The sequence below is a fragment of the Amycolatopsis jiangsuensis genome, from assembly GCF_014204865.1.
GTDB classification, from domain to species: domain Bacteria; phylum Actinomycetota; class Actinomycetes; order Mycobacteriales; family Pseudonocardiaceae; genus Amycolatopsis; species Amycolatopsis jiangsuensis.
Genome location: NZ_JACHMG010000001.1, coordinates 7,727,463 through 7,743,020, shown reverse-complemented (window position 1 = coordinate 7,743,020; position 15,558 = coordinate 7,727,463). Strand labels below are relative to the sequence as shown.

Below are 15,558 nucleotides of genomic sequence, written 5' to 3'. Positions count from 1 at the left end.
CCCGGTGTTCCCGACCGGAAGGACTGCACGTGCCCGACTCGAACCCGAACGGTGCCCGGCCCGGCGGCGACCTTGTGCCGGAACGGATTTCCGGGCTGCCGCCGGGGCCCCAGCGGGTGTGGGTCGAGGTGCCGCGGCCAGACGGTTTTCCCGCCGCCTGGTGCTATTCCGATCGGCGTGCCTACCGGCCGGCCGACACGGTGCAGCTGTTCGTTTCCGCCACCGTGGCGGAGTTGAGCGTGCGGATCTACCGGGACGGCGCCGAAGAGACGACGGTGCACCAGGAGATCCTGACGGACGTCGGGTTCCAGCCCGTCCCGGACGACGCCTACGCGGCGGGTTGCGACTGGACGGTCACCGCGTCCTGGACCTTGCCCGCGGATCTGCGGCCGGGGCCGTACGTCGTGGAACTCACCGACCCGCACGCCGCTGCATCGGCGCGCCCGCTGGGACATCACTTCTTCGTGGTGCGGCCCGCGCGGCCCCGCCCGGGCGCGCTGGTGCAGGTGCTCGCCACCTGCACCTGGTCGGCCTACAACGACTGGGGAGGCGCCAGCCACTACTTCGGCGTGCACCCCGGCACCGCCCGAGGTCGTTCGCCGATTCTCTCGGAACGCCGCCCGTGGGCGCGCGGACAGGTCTGGCTGCCCGAGGGCGCGCCACGCATGGTCAACGCCGCGCGACCGGCCCGGCCCGGACCGCCGCGGTACGAGTTCGCCGAGTGGGCCTACCTCAACGGCTTTTCCAAGTACTACGCCGCCGCGGGCTGGGCCGGCTACGAACGGCACTTCTTCCGCTGGGCCGAAAGCCACGGCTACGAGGTGGACCTGCTGATCCAGGAAGACCTCCACGCCGACCCCGAGGCGCTCACGCCGTACCGGTGCGCGGTGTTCGCCGGGCACGACGAGTACTGGACCGCCCAGATGCGTGCCCGGGTCGACGCGTACACCTCCGCCGGCGGACGGGTGGCGCGCTTCGCCGGGAACTTCATGTGGCAGATCCGCCTGGACCTCGGCCAGGGCACGCAGACGGCCTACAAATACGACGCCGTCGACCGCGATCCGGTTGCCGGCACCGAGACCAGGCACCTGCTCACCAGTGCCTGGGAGGACCCGGCCGTGGGGAACCCCGGCGCGACCACGTTCGGGGTGAACGCGTTGCGTGGCATGTACGCCGGGTTCGGCGCGTTCGCCCCGCGTTCCTCGCGCGGCTACACCGTGTTCCGGCCCGAGCACTGGGCCATGGCCGGCACCGGCCTCGGCTACGCCGACACGTTTGGCGACCGGGCCGCGGTGTTCTCCTACGAAGTGGACGGTCTGGACTACCAGTTCCGCGACGGCCTGCCCCACCCGAGCGGCACCGACGGAGCGCCCGCGGGACTGCAGATCATCGCGATGAACTGGTCGACCGCCGCGGAGGACGGCCGCAGCGCCGACACCGGGTACTTCATGCTCGGCGACGGCGACGCCCGGTACCGGGCGAGCATCGCCGGCGAGGAGTACACCGAGCGGACCCGGCGCCGCTTCGCCCGGGGTGCCGGGATGGTCGTGTCGTTCGAGCGCGGCGCCGGCGAGGTGTTCACCGCCGGCACCTGCGAATGGGTCAACGGACTGCGCCTCGACGACCACGCCGTAACCACGATCACCCGCACTGTCCTGGACCGGTTTCTCACCGAGCACGCGCCTTCCTGAGCCGGATGCCGCCGCACTGCTGAGCGAAGGGTGCTACCCGCTCGGGCGGGCAGCCGGACCGCGGACGTCGCTGATCGCGTCTTGGGCCAGGCGCGCCAGTTCCCGCGTCGCGCGCGAGAGCGGCCGTCCGCGCTTGCGCGCCACCGCAATCGTGTCGAACAGGCGTTCCTGGAACGGGACAGCGTGCAGCCCGGGCGGCAATGCCGGGCTGCGGAGCACCGCCCCGCTGGCGATGGTGTCGCCGACCCCGTCGGCGACCAGCTTCAGCGCGGCCTCGACGTGTTCGATCTCGAAGATCGGCTCGATCCGGACGCCGGCCAGCTGCGCCCGGTCCGCGAGCTGCCGTCGCGTCGGGTCCCGCCATCCGTGGTGGGCGTCGTAGAGCACCAGCCGCGCGGCAGCGAATCGCTCGATGGTGACCGGCTCGGCCACCGCGGCCGGGTCGGCGCTGACGTAGAACACCTCGTCGCGCATCAGCGGGGTGATGTCCAGGCCGTCGTCGTCCACCGGGAGCACGATCAGGCCGGCCTCGATGTCCCCGGCCACGATCGAGGCCGCGGTCGCGGCGGAATTCAACCCGACCAGCCGGACCCGTACCGACGGATACCGCCGATGGAACGTCTGCGCGAGATTGCCGAGCAGATAGTAATCGGCGTTGCGCAGCACCCCGAACGTCGCCGTGCCCCCGCCCAGCGACCCCAGCGACTGCACCGCCCGGGCGCCCTCGTCGGCCGCATCGACCGTCCGCCGCGCATACGGCACCAGCTCCTGGCCCGCCGCCGTCAGCGACAACCGCCGCGCGCCACGGTGGAACAGGACCGCGTCGAGTTCTTCCTCCAGGCGGCGGATCAGCTCGGACACCGAGGCCTGTGACACCTCCAGCCGGGCGGCGGCCGCGGTGAACGAACCGTGCCGCTCGGCCACGACGAACGCCCGCAGCTGGTTCAACGTCACGCGGTCGCCGTCCCGCGACTCCTGATCCATAAGACAACCCTATGCCTGGTCTGCGGTCGGCACGCTACCGCGCCAGGCCCGCCATTCCGTACGGTTCCGGGAACGGCGCGACCAGTACGGAAGACCCGGTCCGGCGTCGGCGCCCCGGTACAGAGGAGTTTCCGTGCTATCACCACGCTCGCGCAAGGCGACGCTCGCCGGCGGGATCGGCAACTTCATCGAGTGGTTCGACTACGGCATCTACGGGTTCCTGGCCGTCACCATTTCCACGGTCTTCTTCCCCTCGGACGACCCGGCAGCGGCTCTGCTCGCCACCTTCGGGGTCTTCGCCCTGCCGGTGATCACGCGTCCGCTCGGCGGGATCGTGTTCGCCCGGTTCGGCGACCGGATCGGCCGCAAACGCGTCCTCGCGCTCGTCCTGATCCTCATGTCGCTCTCCACCGCCGCGCTGGGCGCGATCCCCGGCTACGCCACGATCGGCGTCACCGCCCCGATCCTGCTGATCCTCGCCCGAGTCGTGCAAGGGTTCTCCGCCGGCGGCGAGTACGCCGGCGGCGCGGCCCTGATCGCGGAAAGCGTCCCGGCGCCGCGCCGCGGCCTGCTGGTCAGTCTCATGCCTTCCAGCACCGGGTTCGGGCTCTTGGCCGGGTCGCTGTTCTCCTTCGTGCTGACCCAGCTCCTGACCCCCGCCCAGCTCGCGTCCTGGGGATGGCGGATCGGGTTCCTCGTCGCGCTGCCGCTCGGCATCGTCGGTCTCTACATCCGGCTGCGGCTCGAGGAGACCGATGCCTTCCGCGCGCTGGAAACCACGGACACGGTGGCCTCCTCCCCCGTCCGGGAAACCCTGCGCACCCAGCCGGGCAACGTGCTCCGGGTCGCCGCGATCGCCCTCGCCCAGACCGTCTGCTACTACGTCGTGCTCGTCTACACCCCGACCTATCTGCGCACCGAGCTCGGTTTCAGCGCGGGCGACTCGCTGCTGACCACTTCGCTCGCGATCGCCGCCTACGTGATCACGATTCCCGTCGCCGGCGCGATCTCCGATCGCATCGGCCGCAAACCACTGCTCTACACAGGGTGTGTGGCGATGCTGGTCCTGATCGTGCCCGCATTCCTCGTCATGCCCGGCAGCGCCGTCGGTGTCGCCGCCGTCGTCCAGGTGGCGGTCGGCGGGATCGCACTCGGCTGCTACACCGGGCCGATCGTGTGCACCTGGGTCGAGCTGTTCCCGACCCGCGTGCGCTACACCGGAGTCTCGCTCGGGTTCAACCTGTCGGTGATCGCGTCGGTGTCGTCCCCGTTCCTTCTCACCTGGCTGATCTCGTTCTCCGGCAACAAGCTCATGCCCGCCTGGTATGTCGTCGTGGCAGCGGTGATCTCCCTGGCCGTGCTGTTCACCGTGCCCGAAACCGCGCCCGGCAAAGCACGCACCGACCTGCTGGCCGCAGAACCCGAGCCACAGGACAGCGGAACATCCGCAGTGCACCCGTGACCCGAGGCGCGGCACCGGTTTCAGAAGGTGATCACGGTCTTGCCGATCGTCCGCCTGCTTTCGGCCATTTCGTGGGCCGCTCTCATCGTGTCCACGGTCAGGCCGTCGAGGATCGTCGTGGTGATGGAACGCAGCCGGCCCGCGACGGCATCCGCCGCCAGTTCGGCGAGGATTCCGCCTTGGGCGGCGAGGTTTCCTCCGGCGAGAAGCCTGCTGAACACGGTTTCGGTGTGCAGCGACACGGATTTGGCGACCAGCGGTCCGAGATCGACCGGACCGTTCAGATCGACGGCGGCGAGGTGCCCGAAGGGGCGCAGGATCTCGGCGATCCAGCCGACCTGGCCGCCGGTTCCCGCCGTGGACAACACCAGGTCGACCCGGTCGATCCCGGCCGCGCGTAGCTGTCCGGGCACGTCGCCGGTGTGGTCGACGACCAGGTCCGCACCCATCCTCGTGCACCACTCGCGGGTTTCCGGACGCGACGCAGTGCTCGCCACCAGGGCTGAGGTCCGGCTTTTCAGCAGCTGTGTCGCGAGCGTCCCCACACCACCGGCGCCGCCGATGACGAGCACTCGCTCGATTCCCACCGGCAACCTGTCCTGATCGCGGAACAGCGCCTCCCACGCCGTGCCGCCGCCGATGGGCAAGGACGCGGCGTCGGAGAAGGACAGCTGGTCCGGAATTCTCGCCACCACACGATGATCCACCGCGAGCCGCTCCGCCCATGCACCGTCGCGGGCCCAGTCTCCGGTGCCCATGACGCGATCTCCGACGGCGAAACCGGCGACTTCCGGCCCCACGGCTTCCACCACCCCGGCGAACTCCCACCCGAGGATGACTCGTCCGCCCGGTTCCGCACTGCGGATCTGCCGAATCGCCGCTTCCCCCGGATTGATGCCCACGGCCCGCACGCCGACGAGCAGATCCGCGTCCCGCGGTCGTGGTTCCGCGGTGTCGACGAGGTCGATCGCGAACGCGTCGAGCGGGTGGGCCTTCTCGTAGGCAAGGGCTTTCATGTCCTGCTCCGGTCCTGTTCAATGTCAGACGTCATCATAAGTTATGATGGTCATCAGCATCATTACTTGTCAAACCGTTGTCCGGCCGAGGAGGCCTCCGAGGTGCCACGCATCACCCAGGAGCAGAAGAAGCTCAACCGCGAAAAGATCGTCCGGGCGGCAGGCGAAGGATTCCGGCTGCACGGCATCGACGGGATCGGCATCGAGGAGCTGATGAAGACCGCCGGAATGACGCACGGCGGCTTCTACAACCACTTCTCCTCGAAGGAAGACCTGGCCCTCGAGGTCTACCGCCGGGGCTTCGCCGACTCACTCGGCGTGCTCGGCGCCATCCGCACGTCCCATCCCCGCTCCGCGCGGGCGGCCTGGCACGGCCTGGTCGACGAATACGTGACGGCCGATCACCGCGATCACCCGGAAACCGGCTGCGCCTCGGCCGCACTGGCCGTGGATGCCGGCCGCCACGGCGCCGCGTCTCAGACCGAGTACCGGCGCGGACTCGAGGGATACTTCAGCGCCATCACCGAGATGGTGCTGGATCGCGCGCGCCAAGCCGGCACCGCACTGACCGCGGCCGAAGGCCGCGAACAGGCAGTGGCGCTGTTCTCCCAGATGGTCGGCGCGCTGGTGGTCTCCCGTGCGGTCGCCGAGGCCGACCCAGGACTGTCCGACGAGGTGCTGACCGCCAATCGCAGGCAGCTCAAGCAGCGGTGACGGTGTGCCGGACCAGCCTTTCGTGCGGGAGGGACGTCCGCGACCGGTCCACTCGATCTTCAGCTCATTCGACAGCGGGGAAGATCACGGTGGCGACCGCGCCGCCGTCCGCCGCGTTCGAGAACGTCAACTCGGCGCCGATGACCTCCGCTTGGCCCGCCGCGATGGTCAGGCCGAGGCCCTGTCCCCTCCCGCGTTCCGCGGCGCCGGTGCGAAAGCGTTGGGGCCCTTCGCTGATCAGCGCTTCCGGGAAGCCGGGGCCGTGGTCGCGGACCCGCACCGCCGGGCCGGTCACGGTCACTTCGACCGGCGGGCCGCCGTGCCGGACCGCGTTGTGCACGAGGTTCGCCACGATCCGTTCGGCCCGGCGGGGATCGGTCCGGACCAGCCGGGCGCCGGTGGTCTCGGCCACAATCGGCAGGCCGGTCCGCGAAACCGCCTCCGCGACCAGCTCCCCGAGCGGCACCGGGGTCAGTTCGGCTCGTTCCACACCAGCGTCGAGGCGGGAGATTTCGAGCAGGTCTTCGACCAACGAGCGCAACACCGTCACCCGGTCCCGGACCAGTACGGTCGCTTCGCCCTCGGGCAGCAGCTCGGCCGAGGTGACCAGCCCGGTGAGGGGCGTACGCAGTTCGTGCGCGACGTCCGCGGTGAACCTCTGCTCGGTGAGCAGCCTCCGGTGCAACGCACCGGCCATCGAGTCGACGGCCGAACCGAGATCGGCGATCTCGTCCCCGGGGCGGGCGCCGATCCGCGCCGTCAGGTCTCCCTCGGCGATTCGCGACGCGGTGCGCGCGACGCGACGCAGCCGGCGGGTGATCAGCTCGCTCACCAACGCCACCGCGACGAACACCACGACGAGGGTGCCCACCGTCGCTTCGACAACGAACACGTCCTGGTCGTGGAGACGGTCGAAAGTCTCCTCCAGCTCGACCCGGACCGCGATCAGCCGGCCGTCGAGGTAGTGGCCCGCCCACATTCGTGGCCGGCCCGGCTGAGTCGTGTCGAACCACGTGCCGACCACATGGTCGGAGCCGTGGATGGCATCCAGCAGAGGGCGCGGCACCCCGGTCGAGACGACCGTTCCGGTGGCGGTGCTTCCGGCCGGCTGCCCGGTCGCCCGGTAAGTGCCCTCGGCGCTGTTGAGCGCCTCCCCGGCAAGGTATTCGCCTTCCAGCACGCTTCTGGCGTAGGACTGCTGGTGCACCACCACCCCGAGGACGACCGCGACGACGGTCGCCGAGGCCGCGGCGAGCGCGGCGATCCGCCAGCGCAACGACCGCCAGGCGAACGCGACGCGGAAGAAAGCACCGATCCGGTTGCGCATGTCACGTCCTCAGTTTGTACCCGAATCCGCGGACCGTCTCGATCCGCTCGGCGCCGATCTTCGTCCGCAGCCGCTGCACGCACGTGTCGACCACCCGGCTGTCCCCGTCCCAGCCGTAGTCCCAGACCGAGCGCAACAGCGTCGTACGGCTGAGCACCAGCCCGGGATGCTCGGCGAACTCGAGCAGCAGGCGCAGTTCCGTCGCGCTGAGCGCGACGGAACTGCCTCCCGCGGTCACTTCGAGCCCGCCGGGATCGATCACCAGATCGCCGAAGGTGAGCGGCCCGGTGCCGGTGCCGGCAGGTTCGCCGGAGCCGTGCTCGTGGTAGCCGGCCCGGCGCAGCACCGAGCGGATCCGCGCGACCAGCACGGACGTGTCGACGGGCTTCGTCACGTAGTCGTCCGCGCCTGCTTCGAGACCCGACACCACATCCAGCGCCTGGTCCCGTGCGGACATCATCACGATCGGGCTGGTGCTGGTCTCCCGGACCCGCCGGCACACCCCGATTCCGTCGAGGCCGGGCAGCATGACGTCGAGCAGGAGCAGATCCGGAGCGTCCCGCCGGAACATCTCCAGTCCGGTGAGGCCGTCGCCGGCCGTGCTCACCGTGTAACCGTACCGCGACAGCGTCGCGGCCAGCGCCTTCCGGATCACACTGTCGTCTTCGACCAGCAACACGGAAACCGGAGTCGTCATCGCCTGGACGCTACCGGATCCACGATCGTCCACTTCGGAGACCGAACGGGCTCGTGGATCACCTCATCGGGCCGTACACTGGATGTCCGGATCGGCTTCGGTGCCGGTCGCCGTGCACGCGACGAACTTGCCCGCAGCGGGGATGGCATAGGTGGCCACGGCAGGCCCTTCGCTGTCCTCCCCGACGGTGAACTTCAGCATCGTCGGCGTCCAGCCCCCGCCGCTCGGATGCAACGTCGTCCCCAGGTCCTGGGTGGTGTGCGGCGCGATCCCGGTCCCGAGTCCTTCTCCCTCGTCGTTCAGCGTGTGCAGCCACACGTAGTAATCGCCCGTGACGACGCTGCCCTGCGACTCTCCGTTCGCGTTGGCCGGTGCGCCGGACGTGGTGGCCTCCGGCATGTCAGAAGCATCACTCTGCGCGAATGCGACACTCGTTCCGCCGGCCGCCAGCAGTACCGCACCGGCGACGACGCCGGTGATCGTGCCCCGCTTCATCCGCATGACTCCCATTACTTCTCCTCGGCTCGCACTGTTGCTTGCGAAACCCACAGTGCCCGGCTCGCGTGACGAGGCGGCCGGAGCGAAGTGTCGGTCGTCCGGCGGCTCTGTCACAGCCGTGTGACAGAGCCGCCGGCGGAAGGTGTTTCAGCGACGCGCCAACGGGTAGCCGACGAGCACCCAACCGTACGACGACAGTGAGGAGAACGCCGTGGCTGACAACGCAGGCGGGCCGTCGGAAGGTGTCAAGGGCGCGGTCGAAGGCGTCAAGGGCAAGATGAAGGAGATGGCCGGCGCGGTCGGCGGGAACGATTCCCTGCATCGGGAAGGCAAGGCACAGCAGGACAAGGCCGATTCGCAGCGGGAAGTCGCGGAGAAGGAGGCCGCCGCCGAGCGGGCCCGCGCCGAAGCGAGGGCGGACGAGGCCAGGCAGCGCTCCGAGCAGGAGTGACAGCGGCCCCGCTGGAGCACCAAGGCACGACCGCCGCCGCGACCACGAGTCGCGGCGGCGGTTTCCGTCGGTTCACGACTGGCAGTCCCGGGAGCTGAGGCGCCGCGAATGGCCGTACCGCCCGGATCGGCCACGGCGGGTGCTTCGCCGAACGTGCGGTCCGTGCGGTGGCGCCGCCGGATGGGCAAGATTGACCGGGCCGGGCAACCAACGGTGACCTCCCAGTCCTGTGCCAGGGGACAGGACTGGCCTGCGAAGGGAAAGCGCGATGAGCGATCTGATCGGCTCGCCGGGAGAGCTGTCGATCGAGCGGGAAGACCGGTCACCGGCTGTGGTGCTGACCGTGCGCGGAGACATCGACGTGGTGACCGCGCCGAAGGTGACGGCGGCGGTCACCGAGGCGTGCACGCTCGGTCCGCCGGTGCTGGTGCTGGACCTGAGTGCGGTGGATTTCCTCGCCTCGGCGGGCCTGACCGCGCTGCTGTCGCTGTGTCAGGGGATGCCGAGTGGCACGTCGTTCCGGATCGTGGCGGCCGGCCGGGCGACGGTGCGGCCCATCGAGCTGACCGGCCTGGCACAGAGCTTGCCGCTGTACCGCACGCTCGAGACGGCATTGGACCGGGAGTGATCACCGGGTGCCGGCGACGCGGATCACCACCAGCGCGACGTCGTCCTGCGGGGGACGGGAGCCGACCAGCTTCGACATGAGCCGGGTGCAGGCGGGTTCGGGCTCTTCGACCCGGAGCAGCTCGGTGAGCAGTCGCATCCCGGTGTCGGCGAGCTGGTCGCGGCGCTCGACCAGGCCGTCGGTGTAGAAGGCCAGTACGGTGTCCGGCCGCAGGCCGACCACGGTGGTGCGCCGCTGGGCCGGCCTGGTCGTCAGGCCGATCGGCGGGTCGGCCGGCGCGTCCACCAGTTCCGCCGCTGTGCCGGGTGAAACCAGGGCCGGCGGCAAGTGCCCCGCGAGGGACAGCGCGAGCCGCGATCGCCCGGCATCGATGATTCCGTAGGCGACGGTCGCCATCACACCGTGTTCGAAGTGGTCGGCCTTGCGGTTCAGCTTGCCGAGCACCTCGGCCGGATCCGCACAGTCGAGCGCGTACGCGCGCAGTGCGCTGCGGAGCCGCCCCATGATCACCGCGGCGTCGAGGCCGTGTCCGGACACGTCGCCCATGACGATGCCGACCCGGTCACCGGGCAGCTCGAACAGGTCGTACCAGTCGCCGCCCAGCCCGGCACCGGCGCCCGGGACGTAGCGGCCGGCCAGTCGCAGTCCGTCGATCCGCGGCAGCGAGCCCGGCAGCAGGCTGCGCTGCAGCGCGAGCGTCGCCGACTGGTTCTGCCGCAACAGCTCCGCCTGCATCGCGGCCGCGAGGTGGCCGGCGAGCAGCCGGACGGTCTCGATGTCGGTGGCACTGAACGCGCGTTCCCGCACCGACCCGACGTGCAGGACGCCGACCAGCTCGTCCCCGGCGAGCATCGGCACGCCGAGCATGGTGTGCAGGCCGCGTTCCCACAGCAGGGCGTTCACCACCGTGGTCTCGTCGACGCGGTCGATCACGACCGGTTCCCGGCTCTGCGCCACGGCACCGGCGAACCCGCTGCCGACCGGCACCCGCGTCCCTTGGTAGACCTCCTCTTCGAGGCCGGCGGAGGCGACCGCGACGAGATGCTGCCACCGGGCTTCGTGGCGCAGCACCGTGGCGGTGTCGACCTCAAGGACGGCACATGCCCGGTCGAGCGTCTTCTCCAGCTCTTCGGCCAGACCGACGTGAGTCGTCCCGGTGCTGATGATCTCGCTCAGCAGGGTCCGGGACTCCGGCTCTGGCGTGCGCTGCGGCATAGCATGACCGTAGCCGGGCACACCCGGCTCGGCGACGAGCCGCTCCGTGCGTGTGGAACCTGCCCGCTCCGGGTACGCAGTCCTGCGTGAGCGGCCTGCGGGTGAAAGGGGCGAGGTGGCAGATCCCGACTGGGGGTACGACAGCGCGCCCTGGGTGATGGACTTGCGGGGAACCGGGCTCCCGGCACTCGGCAGGCTCCGCGGCTGGGCCCGCCGGTCACTGGCTCATCTGGGGCCCGATCACCTCGCCGACGTCCTCGTGGTGGTCGAGGAGATCACGGCCAACGCCTGCGAGCACACCGCCGGCCCCAGCTGGGCACGACTGACCGTCCTCTCCCACCCGTGTCTCGTGGTCATCGAGGTGGACGACCCGGAACGCCGTCGTCCCTTTCTCCGGCAGCCCGACCGGAGCAGTCTGCGCGGCCGCGGCATGCTGCTCGTCGACCGCCTCACCGACGCCTGGGGTGTCCACGACAACCCGGACGGGAAAACGGTGTGGGCGCGGCTCGGCTGCGGCACCGCGTTGCTGGATCCCTGCCACGACGCGCAGCACTCCTGACAACGCGGGCCCAGCCGAACCAGTGCGTGCGCTCAGGTGTCCGGAGGGCCACGACGCGGGCTGGCGGGCGGGTAGGTGTTCGCCGGCGGGGCCTGGTCCGGGTCGGCGGCCGGGTAGCCCGCCATGGCGCCCCGTTTGGGGCCGCGGCGCACCAGGCCCGCGAGACCCAGAAGGCCGACCAGGCCGAAGAGGCCCCACAACCCGTTGTCGCCGTTGTCGTTGTCGTTGTCTTGGTTGTCCTGGTTCTGGGCCGGTGCCGGGACCGCGTAGCTGACGGCGTGCGTGGAGCCGGGCGCCGGTGCGGCCGCCTCGGCAGAGCCGGCCGCGACCAACGGGACGGTGGCCGCTATGCCGAGCGCGCACGCCAGACGTCGGGATTTGCCGATCATGTGCTGTTCTCCTTTCGGAACATGCGGGCGATCTGCCCACGGCGGTGCTGGATCGTTGCCACGACCGAGGTGGCCAGCTGCTGCACCGGCTGGCGCCGCAGGCTTCGCACCCCCCGCTCCGGAGCGGGCGCTGAGCTGTCGGGCTTCTCGGAGCCGTCGGGCGTCTCGGAACGGTCGAGCGATTCCATGCGGTCGGGTATTTCCGCGTGCGTGGTCTTTTCGGAGTTGTCCGCCATTTCGGAGCGGACGGGCGACTCCGCGCGGGCGGGTGGTTCCGTGTGGTCAGAAATCGGTTTCGGTTCTTCGGGCCGTTTCGGAGGTTCCGCCGCCACGGGGGCGATGGTCGCGCTCCTGCCGGCGTCGCCGTCCGGAGGGGACGGCTGCGCGGTGAAGGGCTGCGTCGGAACGAGCGCAGGGCCCGGTTCCCACGACGTCGGGGGCTCGGGTGTGCCCGGGACGGACGCCGGGGCCGGCGGTTGTGCGGTGGGCGGAGTCTCCACGGAAGCCCGTGCGTCGGCCGGAGCCGAGCTGCCGCCCGGTGCCGGAGGTGTGCTCGGCGCCGAAGGTGCACCCGACACCGGGGGCAGGCTCGGCGTCGGGAAGCCACTCTGCACCGGGACCGCGCTCGGCTCCGGGGCCACGCTCGGCGCAGGGCTCGCACTCGGCTCCGGAGCCACGCTCCGCGCAGGGCTCGCACTCGGCATCGGGCTCACGCCCGGTACCGGGGCCGCACTCACCGTGGGGACCGCGCTCGCCGCGGGAACCGCGTTCGGCACCGCACTCCCGCCCTGCATCGGGGCCGCGCTCGAAACTGCGCTCGGCACGGCACTGCCGACCGGCACCTGCGCCCCACTCGGCACCGCGCCCCCACTCGGCACCGGACTTCCGCCCGGGACCGGAGCTGCAGTCGGTACCGTGGCCGCGGGCGGGGCTGGAGCGTCCTCGGCACCGGTGCGGGCCTGGGGGACGGCGGCTGGGGTGGGTACCGGTGCGGGGCCGGGCTGGGGGACCGCACGGGGTCCGTCGGGCTGGGGGTCGTAGCCGCCGTCGTTGTGGAGCATTTCCGGGGAGACTCGCGGCAGCATGAGCGGCGTGTGCGCCGCGTCGGCGTTCGGGAGCGCCGGTTCCTGCGCGACCGGGTAGCGCGCCAGCGGATCACGTCCGGCCGGCGACCGGGCCGCGGCCGCGCGGAGCACGCCGTACACCCCGGGCAGTCCTGCCAGACCCACCAGTCCCCACCAGGCCGTCATGACGCTCCTCACTTCCCTCGTGCCAACGGGTCCGCACCGAATAACCGGTCATCGCCCGGACAACCGTCATCCACCCGGATGAGTGACAAGTCGTCCCGGTCCCGCCTCGGCACGCCGAGCCGGCCGCGGGTGAGGGCCAGGACGAGCACCGCCGCCACCGCGGAGGTGAGCAGGAACGCGTGGGTCGTGACGTCCGGCGCGACGTTCGGGAACATCGACGCCCACGCCACCGAAACGAAGTTGTTGACGCTGGTGTGCACCAGCATGACCAGCGGCATGCTTCCCGCACTCCGGTTGAAGACCCAGGTCATCACGAAACTGAAGGCCACGACGGTGACCAGGAACTCCACCGGTTCGACGAGGCTGCGGGCCGGGCCGCCGCCCCAGTCGGTGAGGAACAGCGGCAGGTGCCAGGCACCCCAGATGACGCCGACGGCGAGGGTGGCGGCGACCGGCCCGAGGCGACGCTGCATGCGCGGCATCGCGAACTCGCGCCAGCCGGGTTCCTCGGCCAGGCCGGTGGTGACCATCTGCAGCACCAGCCCCGGCAGGAACGCGGCCAGCACGGTCGCCGGGGGCACCAGCGGCGCCTGACCGCTGAGCACGACGGTCCCCAGTGTCAACGCGGCCGGTACCGCGAGCAGCACCACGAGGTACCAGTACCAGCGCACCCGGAAATTGGTCATTCGCCGACGCCAGACGCGCAGCCCGGCGCGGCCCTCGGTCGCCGCGGTCACGATGAGGGCCGAGGCGATCGGGCCGAGATAGGCGCCGGGAAGCACGCCAAGGAGCTGGCTGCCCAGCGCCTCACCGGGGAACGTGAAGTGCCACACCCCCAGGCCGTTGCGGGACAACACATACGGCACCCAGGCCAGCCAGCTGAGGGTGATCGTCAGCACGAAGAACGAGAGCAGCGGGCGGCGGCACAGGACGTTGTTCCGTGGGGCGGCCGGGGATCGCCGGTCACGCCTGTCCTCGTTCGGGGCGTTCGTGGTCATTTCTGTCCTTTCCGGACGGTGCGGGTTCTTCAGCTCCGAAGCCGGGTCACGAGCAACGCGGTCGCGCAGGCGGCGGTGACGAGCCCACAGGCCAGATGCGGCCAGGTCGGGACGTCGATGAAGGAGGCGACCATGTTGGCGAGCACGCTGATCACCAGCAGTGCCCACAGCAGGGTGCGGACGACGCTGCCGCGCGATACGGGAGTCACGTCGTGCCGCGGCGGCGGTTGTGTATTCGTCATTGCTTCTCGCCTTTCGTGGTGTGCCCTGTCGTCCGGAAACGCTATGAGCTGCGAAGGCGCCCTCCCATCCCGTAGGCGGCCCACTCGCAGGTACAGCAGGCTGTACTTCCGTAGCCGCCGAAGCGCCGGGGCGCTTAAGGTTGCCCACGACGGAAGGAGGGCGGATGGCAGCGCGCGCAGAGGCGTCCGAAGAGCGGAAGCCGGGGTTCGGGCAGATCGTCCGGCGTTCGGCGAGCGCCGGCGGCACCGCGCTCGGGCACCTCGGCAGTGGGCTCACCACGGCGGCCCCGGCGCTGGGCGTCCTCGTCCTCGCCGTGCTCGCCGCGGTGTCCTCTGTGGTCGGTGTCGGTCTGCTGCTGGCACCGCTGGTGCTGCGTGCCGTGCACGCCCTTGCCCGCCGGGAACGGCAGCGGCTCGCCCGGATCGGTGCCGAGCTCATCCCCCCGGACCGTCCTCCGCTGCGGCTGCGGCTCGCCGTCGCGGACCCGGTCACGAGGCGGGAGCTGCGCTGGCTCGCCCGGCATGGCACAGCTGGTCTGCTGCTGGGGCTGCTCGGTGTCGTGCTGCCGATGCTCGCCGTGCGAGACCTCGCTTTTCCGCTGTACTGGCGGTTCGCCCCGCAGGACACGACGGCCACTTCGCTCGGTTTCGGTGTCGCACACTCCTGGCCGGACGCGTTCGCCGTCGCCCTGCTCGGAGTGGGCTGGATCGCGCTCATCGTGGGATTCGGGCCGGCACTGGCCCGGCTCCAGGCGAACCCGGGCCGGCGGCTGCTCGCGGCCGACCCCGGCACCGACCTCTCGATGCGGATCTCGGAACTGACCGCCAGCCGTGCCGCCGCGCTGGACGCGCACGCCGCGGAACTGCGCAGGATCGAACGTGCACTGCACGACGGGAGCCAGAACCGGATGGTCACGGTGACCGTGCTGCTCGGTGCCGCACGCCGGCAGGTCACCCGCGATCCGGACCACGCCGGGGAAATCCTCGAGCGCGCGCAGTCGGCCGCCGAACAGGCGCTGGCGGAACTCCGTTCGGTCGCGCGGAGCATCCTGCCCCCGGTGTTGACCGACCGGGGTCTGGAGAGCGCGCTGTCGGGGCTGGCGGCCGAGTCGGTGGTGCCGTGCCGGATCGACGTGGACACGCCCGAACGGTGCGCCGCCTCGGTCGAGGCGACTGCCTACTTCGTCGCGGCCGAAGCCTTGACGAACGTCGCCAAGCACAGCGGCGCCGGCCAGGTGACGATCACCGTCCGCGCGCGCGGCGGCCGGCTGCGTCTTGTCGTGACCGACGACGGCCGGGGTGGCGCCGACGAGAGCGGCGGTTCCGGGCTCACCGGTATCCGCCGCCGGCTGGCCGCCCAGGATGGCACCCTCCGCCTGGACAGCCCGCCTGGCGGCCCGACGATCCTCGAAATGGAACTGCCCAGTGGAGCGTGAC

General features: G+C 71.0%; 18 protein-coding genes. 8 read left to right on the top strand and 10 right to left on the bottom strand.

Features of this window, described 5'->3' with window-relative positions; genetic code table 11:
* Positions 1 to 29: 29 nt before the first annotated feature.
* Positions 30 to 1,691: a N,N-dimethylformamidase beta subunit family domain-containing protein gene (locus BJY18_RS34695; protein ID WP_221458115.1), complete on the top strand. Its 1,662-nt coding sequence runs from the start codon at positions 30 to 32 to the stop codon at positions 1,689 to 1,691.
* 33 nt (positions 1,692 to 1,724) lie between these two features.
* Here the strand turns inward: BJY18_RS34695 and BJY18_RS34690 are convergent, their stop codons facing one another.
* Complete coding sequence (locus BJY18_RS34690; protein WP_184784054.1) at positions 1,725 to 2,675, bottom strand: LysR family transcriptional regulator; 951 nt, start codon at positions 2,673 to 2,675, stop codon at positions 1,725 to 1,727.
* 133 nt (positions 2,676 to 2,808) lie between these two features.
* Between BJY18_RS34690 and BJY18_RS34685 the strand changes: the two genes are divergently transcribed.
* The gene (locus BJY18_RS34685; RefSeq protein WP_184784053.1) at positions 2,809 to 4,137 is read left to right on the top strand and encodes an MFS transporter; all 1,329 of its coding nucleotides are present in this window, start codon (positions 2,809 to 2,811) and stop codon (positions 4,135 to 4,137) included.
* A gap of 20 nt (positions 4,138 to 4,157) precedes the next feature.
* Here the strand turns inward: BJY18_RS34685 and BJY18_RS34680 are convergent, their stop codons facing one another.
* Positions 4,158 to 5,153, bottom strand: a complete 996-nt coding sequence (locus tag BJY18_RS34680) for an alcohol dehydrogenase catalytic domain-containing protein (RefSeq protein ID WP_184784052.1) — start codon at positions 5,151 to 5,153, stop codon at positions 4,158 to 4,160.
* 102 nt (positions 5,154 to 5,255) lie between these two features.
* On the opposite strand from BJY18_RS34680, the gene BJY18_RS34675 reads away from it, so the two are divergent.
* Positions 5,256 to 5,867, top strand: coding sequence for a TetR/AcrR family transcriptional regulator (locus BJY18_RS34675; RefSeq protein ID WP_184784051.1), 612 nt, complete (start codon positions 5,256 to 5,258; stop codon positions 5,865 to 5,867).
* Between the two features lie 64 nt (positions 5,868 to 5,931).
* Here BJY18_RS34675 and BJY18_RS34670 read toward each other — a convergent pair whose 3' ends face one another.
* From BJY18_RS34670 to BJY18_RS34660, 3 genes are all read right to left on the bottom strand, one after another.
* Positions 5,932 to 7,194 (bottom strand): ATP-binding protein, encoded by a 1,263-nt coding sequence (locus BJY18_RS34670; protein WP_184784050.1) that lies wholly within the window; start codon positions 7,192 to 7,194, stop codon positions 5,932 to 5,934.
* A 1-nt stretch (position 7,195) separates the two neighbouring features.
* The gene (cseB, locus tag BJY18_RS34665; RefSeq protein ID WP_184784049.1) at positions 7,196 to 7,891 is read right to left on the bottom strand and encodes a two-component system response regulator CseB; all 696 of its coding nucleotides are present in this window, start codon (positions 7,889 to 7,891) and stop codon (positions 7,196 to 7,198) included.
* Positions 7,892 to 7,954: 63 nt separating this feature from the next.
* The gene (locus BJY18_RS34660; protein ID WP_184784048.1) at positions 7,955 to 8,401 is read right to left on the bottom strand and encodes a hypothetical protein; all 447 of its coding nucleotides are present in this window, start codon (positions 8,399 to 8,401) and stop codon (positions 7,955 to 7,957) included.
* A gap of 199 nt (positions 8,402 to 8,600) precedes the next feature.
* Here BJY18_RS34660 and mbp1 point away from each other — a divergent pair, with 199 nt between their 5' ends.
* Positions 8,601 to 8,840: a microaggregate-binding protein 1 gene (mbp1, locus tag BJY18_RS34655; protein WP_184784047.1), complete on the top strand. Its 240-nt coding sequence runs from the start codon at positions 8,601 to 8,603 to the stop codon at positions 8,838 to 8,840.
* A gap of 268 nt (positions 8,841 to 9,108) precedes the next feature.
* Positions 9,109 to 9,468: an STAS domain-containing protein gene (locus BJY18_RS34650; protein ID WP_184784046.1), complete on the top strand. Its 360-nt coding sequence runs from the start codon at positions 9,109 to 9,111 to the stop codon at positions 9,466 to 9,468.
* On the opposite strand, the gene BJY18_RS34645 is transcribed toward BJY18_RS34650, so the two are convergent.
* Complete coding sequence (locus BJY18_RS34645; RefSeq protein ID WP_184784045.1) at positions 9,469 to 10,683, bottom strand: PP2C family protein-serine/threonine phosphatase; 1,215 nt, start codon at positions 10,681 to 10,683, stop codon at positions 9,469 to 9,471. It abuts the gene before it with no gap.
* A 115-nt stretch (positions 10,684 to 10,798) separates the two neighbouring features.
* Here BJY18_RS34645 and BJY18_RS34640 point away from each other — a divergent pair, with 115 nt between their 5' ends.
* Positions 10,799 to 11,242: an ATP-binding protein gene (locus tag BJY18_RS34640; protein WP_312874065.1), complete on the top strand. Its 444-nt coding sequence runs from the start codon at positions 10,799 to 10,801 to the stop codon at positions 11,240 to 11,242.
* A gap of 32 nt (positions 11,243 to 11,274) precedes the next feature.
* Here the strand turns inward: BJY18_RS34640 and BJY18_RS34635 are convergent, their stop codons facing one another.
* Entirely contained in the window at positions 11,275 to 11,631 is a 357-nt protein-coding gene (locus BJY18_RS34635; protein ID WP_184784044.1) for a WGxxGxxG family protein, read from the bottom strand.
* Positions 11,628 to 11,819, bottom strand: coding sequence for a hypothetical protein (locus BJY18_RS34630; protein WP_184784043.1), 192 nt, complete (start codon positions 11,817 to 11,819; stop codon positions 11,628 to 11,630). Before BJY18_RS34630 ends, BJY18_RS34635 begins: the two co-directional genes overlap by 4 nt.
* Positions 11,820 to 12,114: 295 nt before the next feature.
* Here BJY18_RS34630 and BJY18_RS34625 point away from each other — a divergent pair, with 295 nt between their 5' ends.
* The gene (locus BJY18_RS34625; RefSeq protein WP_184784042.1) at positions 12,115 to 12,672 is read left to right on the top strand and encodes a hypothetical protein; all 558 of its coding nucleotides are present in this window, start codon (positions 12,115 to 12,117) and stop codon (positions 12,670 to 12,672) included.
* 217 nt (positions 12,673 to 12,889) lie between these two features.
* Here the strand turns inward: BJY18_RS34625 and BJY18_RS34620 are convergent, their stop codons facing one another.
* The gene (locus tag BJY18_RS34620) at positions 12,890 to 13,879 is read right to left on the bottom strand and encodes a CPBP family intramembrane glutamic endopeptidase (RefSeq protein ID WP_184784041.1); all 990 of its coding nucleotides are present in this window, start codon (positions 13,877 to 13,879) and stop codon (positions 12,890 to 12,892) included.
* 29 nt (positions 13,880 to 13,908) lie between these two features.
* Complete coding sequence (locus tag BJY18_RS34615; protein WP_184784040.1) at positions 13,909 to 14,121, bottom strand: hypothetical protein; 213 nt, start codon at positions 14,119 to 14,121, stop codon at positions 13,909 to 13,911.
* Between the two features lie 164 nt (positions 14,122 to 14,285).
* On the opposite strand from BJY18_RS34615, the gene BJY18_RS34610 reads away from it, so the two are divergent.
* Positions 14,286 to 15,557, top strand: coding sequence for a sensor histidine kinase (locus tag BJY18_RS34610; protein ID WP_184784039.1), 1,272 nt, complete (start codon positions 14,286 to 14,288; stop codon positions 15,555 to 15,557).
* Position 15,558 lies beyond the last annotated feature (1 nt).

What these genes read in the sequence shown, in the direction of transcription:
- BJY18_RS34690 (WP_184784054.1), bottom strand. Translation starts at nt 2,675, where the DNA reads ATGGATCAGGAGTCGCGGGACGGCGACCGCGTGACGTTGAACCAGCTG.
- BJY18_RS34680 (WP_184784052.1), bottom strand. Translation starts at nt 5,153, where the DNA reads ATGAAAGCCCTTGCCTACGAGAAGGCCCACCCGCTCGACGCGTTCGCG.
- BJY18_RS34670 (WP_184784050.1), bottom strand. Translation starts at nt 7,194, where the DNA reads ATGCGCAACCGGATCGGTGCTTTCTTCCGCGTCGCGTTCGCCTGGCGG.
- cseB (WP_184784049.1), bottom strand. Translation starts at nt 7,891, where the DNA reads ATGACGACTCCGGTTTCCGTGTTGCTGGTCGAAGACGACAGTGTGATC.
- BJY18_RS34660 (WP_184784048.1), bottom strand. Translation starts at nt 8,401, where the DNA reads ATGGGAGTCATGCGGATGAAGCGGGGCACGATCACCGGCGTCGTCGCC.
- BJY18_RS34650 (WP_184784046.1), top strand. Translation starts at nt 9,109, where the DNA reads ATGAGCGATCTGATCGGCTCGCCGGGAGAGCTGTCGATCGAGCGGGAA.
- BJY18_RS34645 (WP_184784045.1), bottom strand. Translation starts at nt 10,683, where the DNA reads ATGCCGCAGCGCACGCCAGAGCCGGAGTCCCGGACCCTGCTGAGCGAG.
- BJY18_RS34635 (WP_184784044.1), bottom strand. Translation starts at nt 11,631, where the DNA reads ATGATCGGCAAATCCCGACGTCTGGCGTGCGCGCTCGGCATAGCGGCC.
- BJY18_RS34630 (WP_184784043.1), bottom strand. Translation starts at nt 11,819, where the DNA reads ATGGAATCGCTCGACCGTTCCGAGACGCCCGACGGCTCCGAGAAGCCC.
- BJY18_RS34620 (WP_184784041.1), bottom strand. Translation starts at nt 13,879, where the DNA reads ATGACCACGAACGCCCCGAACGAGGACAGGCGTGACCGGCGATCCCCG.
- BJY18_RS34615 (WP_184784040.1), bottom strand. Translation starts at nt 14,121, where the DNA reads ATGACGAATACACAACCGCCGCCGCGGCACGACGTGACTCCCGTATCG.
- BJY18_RS34610 (WP_184784039.1), top strand. Translation starts at nt 14,286, where the DNA reads ATGGCAGCGCGCGCAGAGGCGTCCGAAGAGCGGAAGCCGGGGTTCGGG.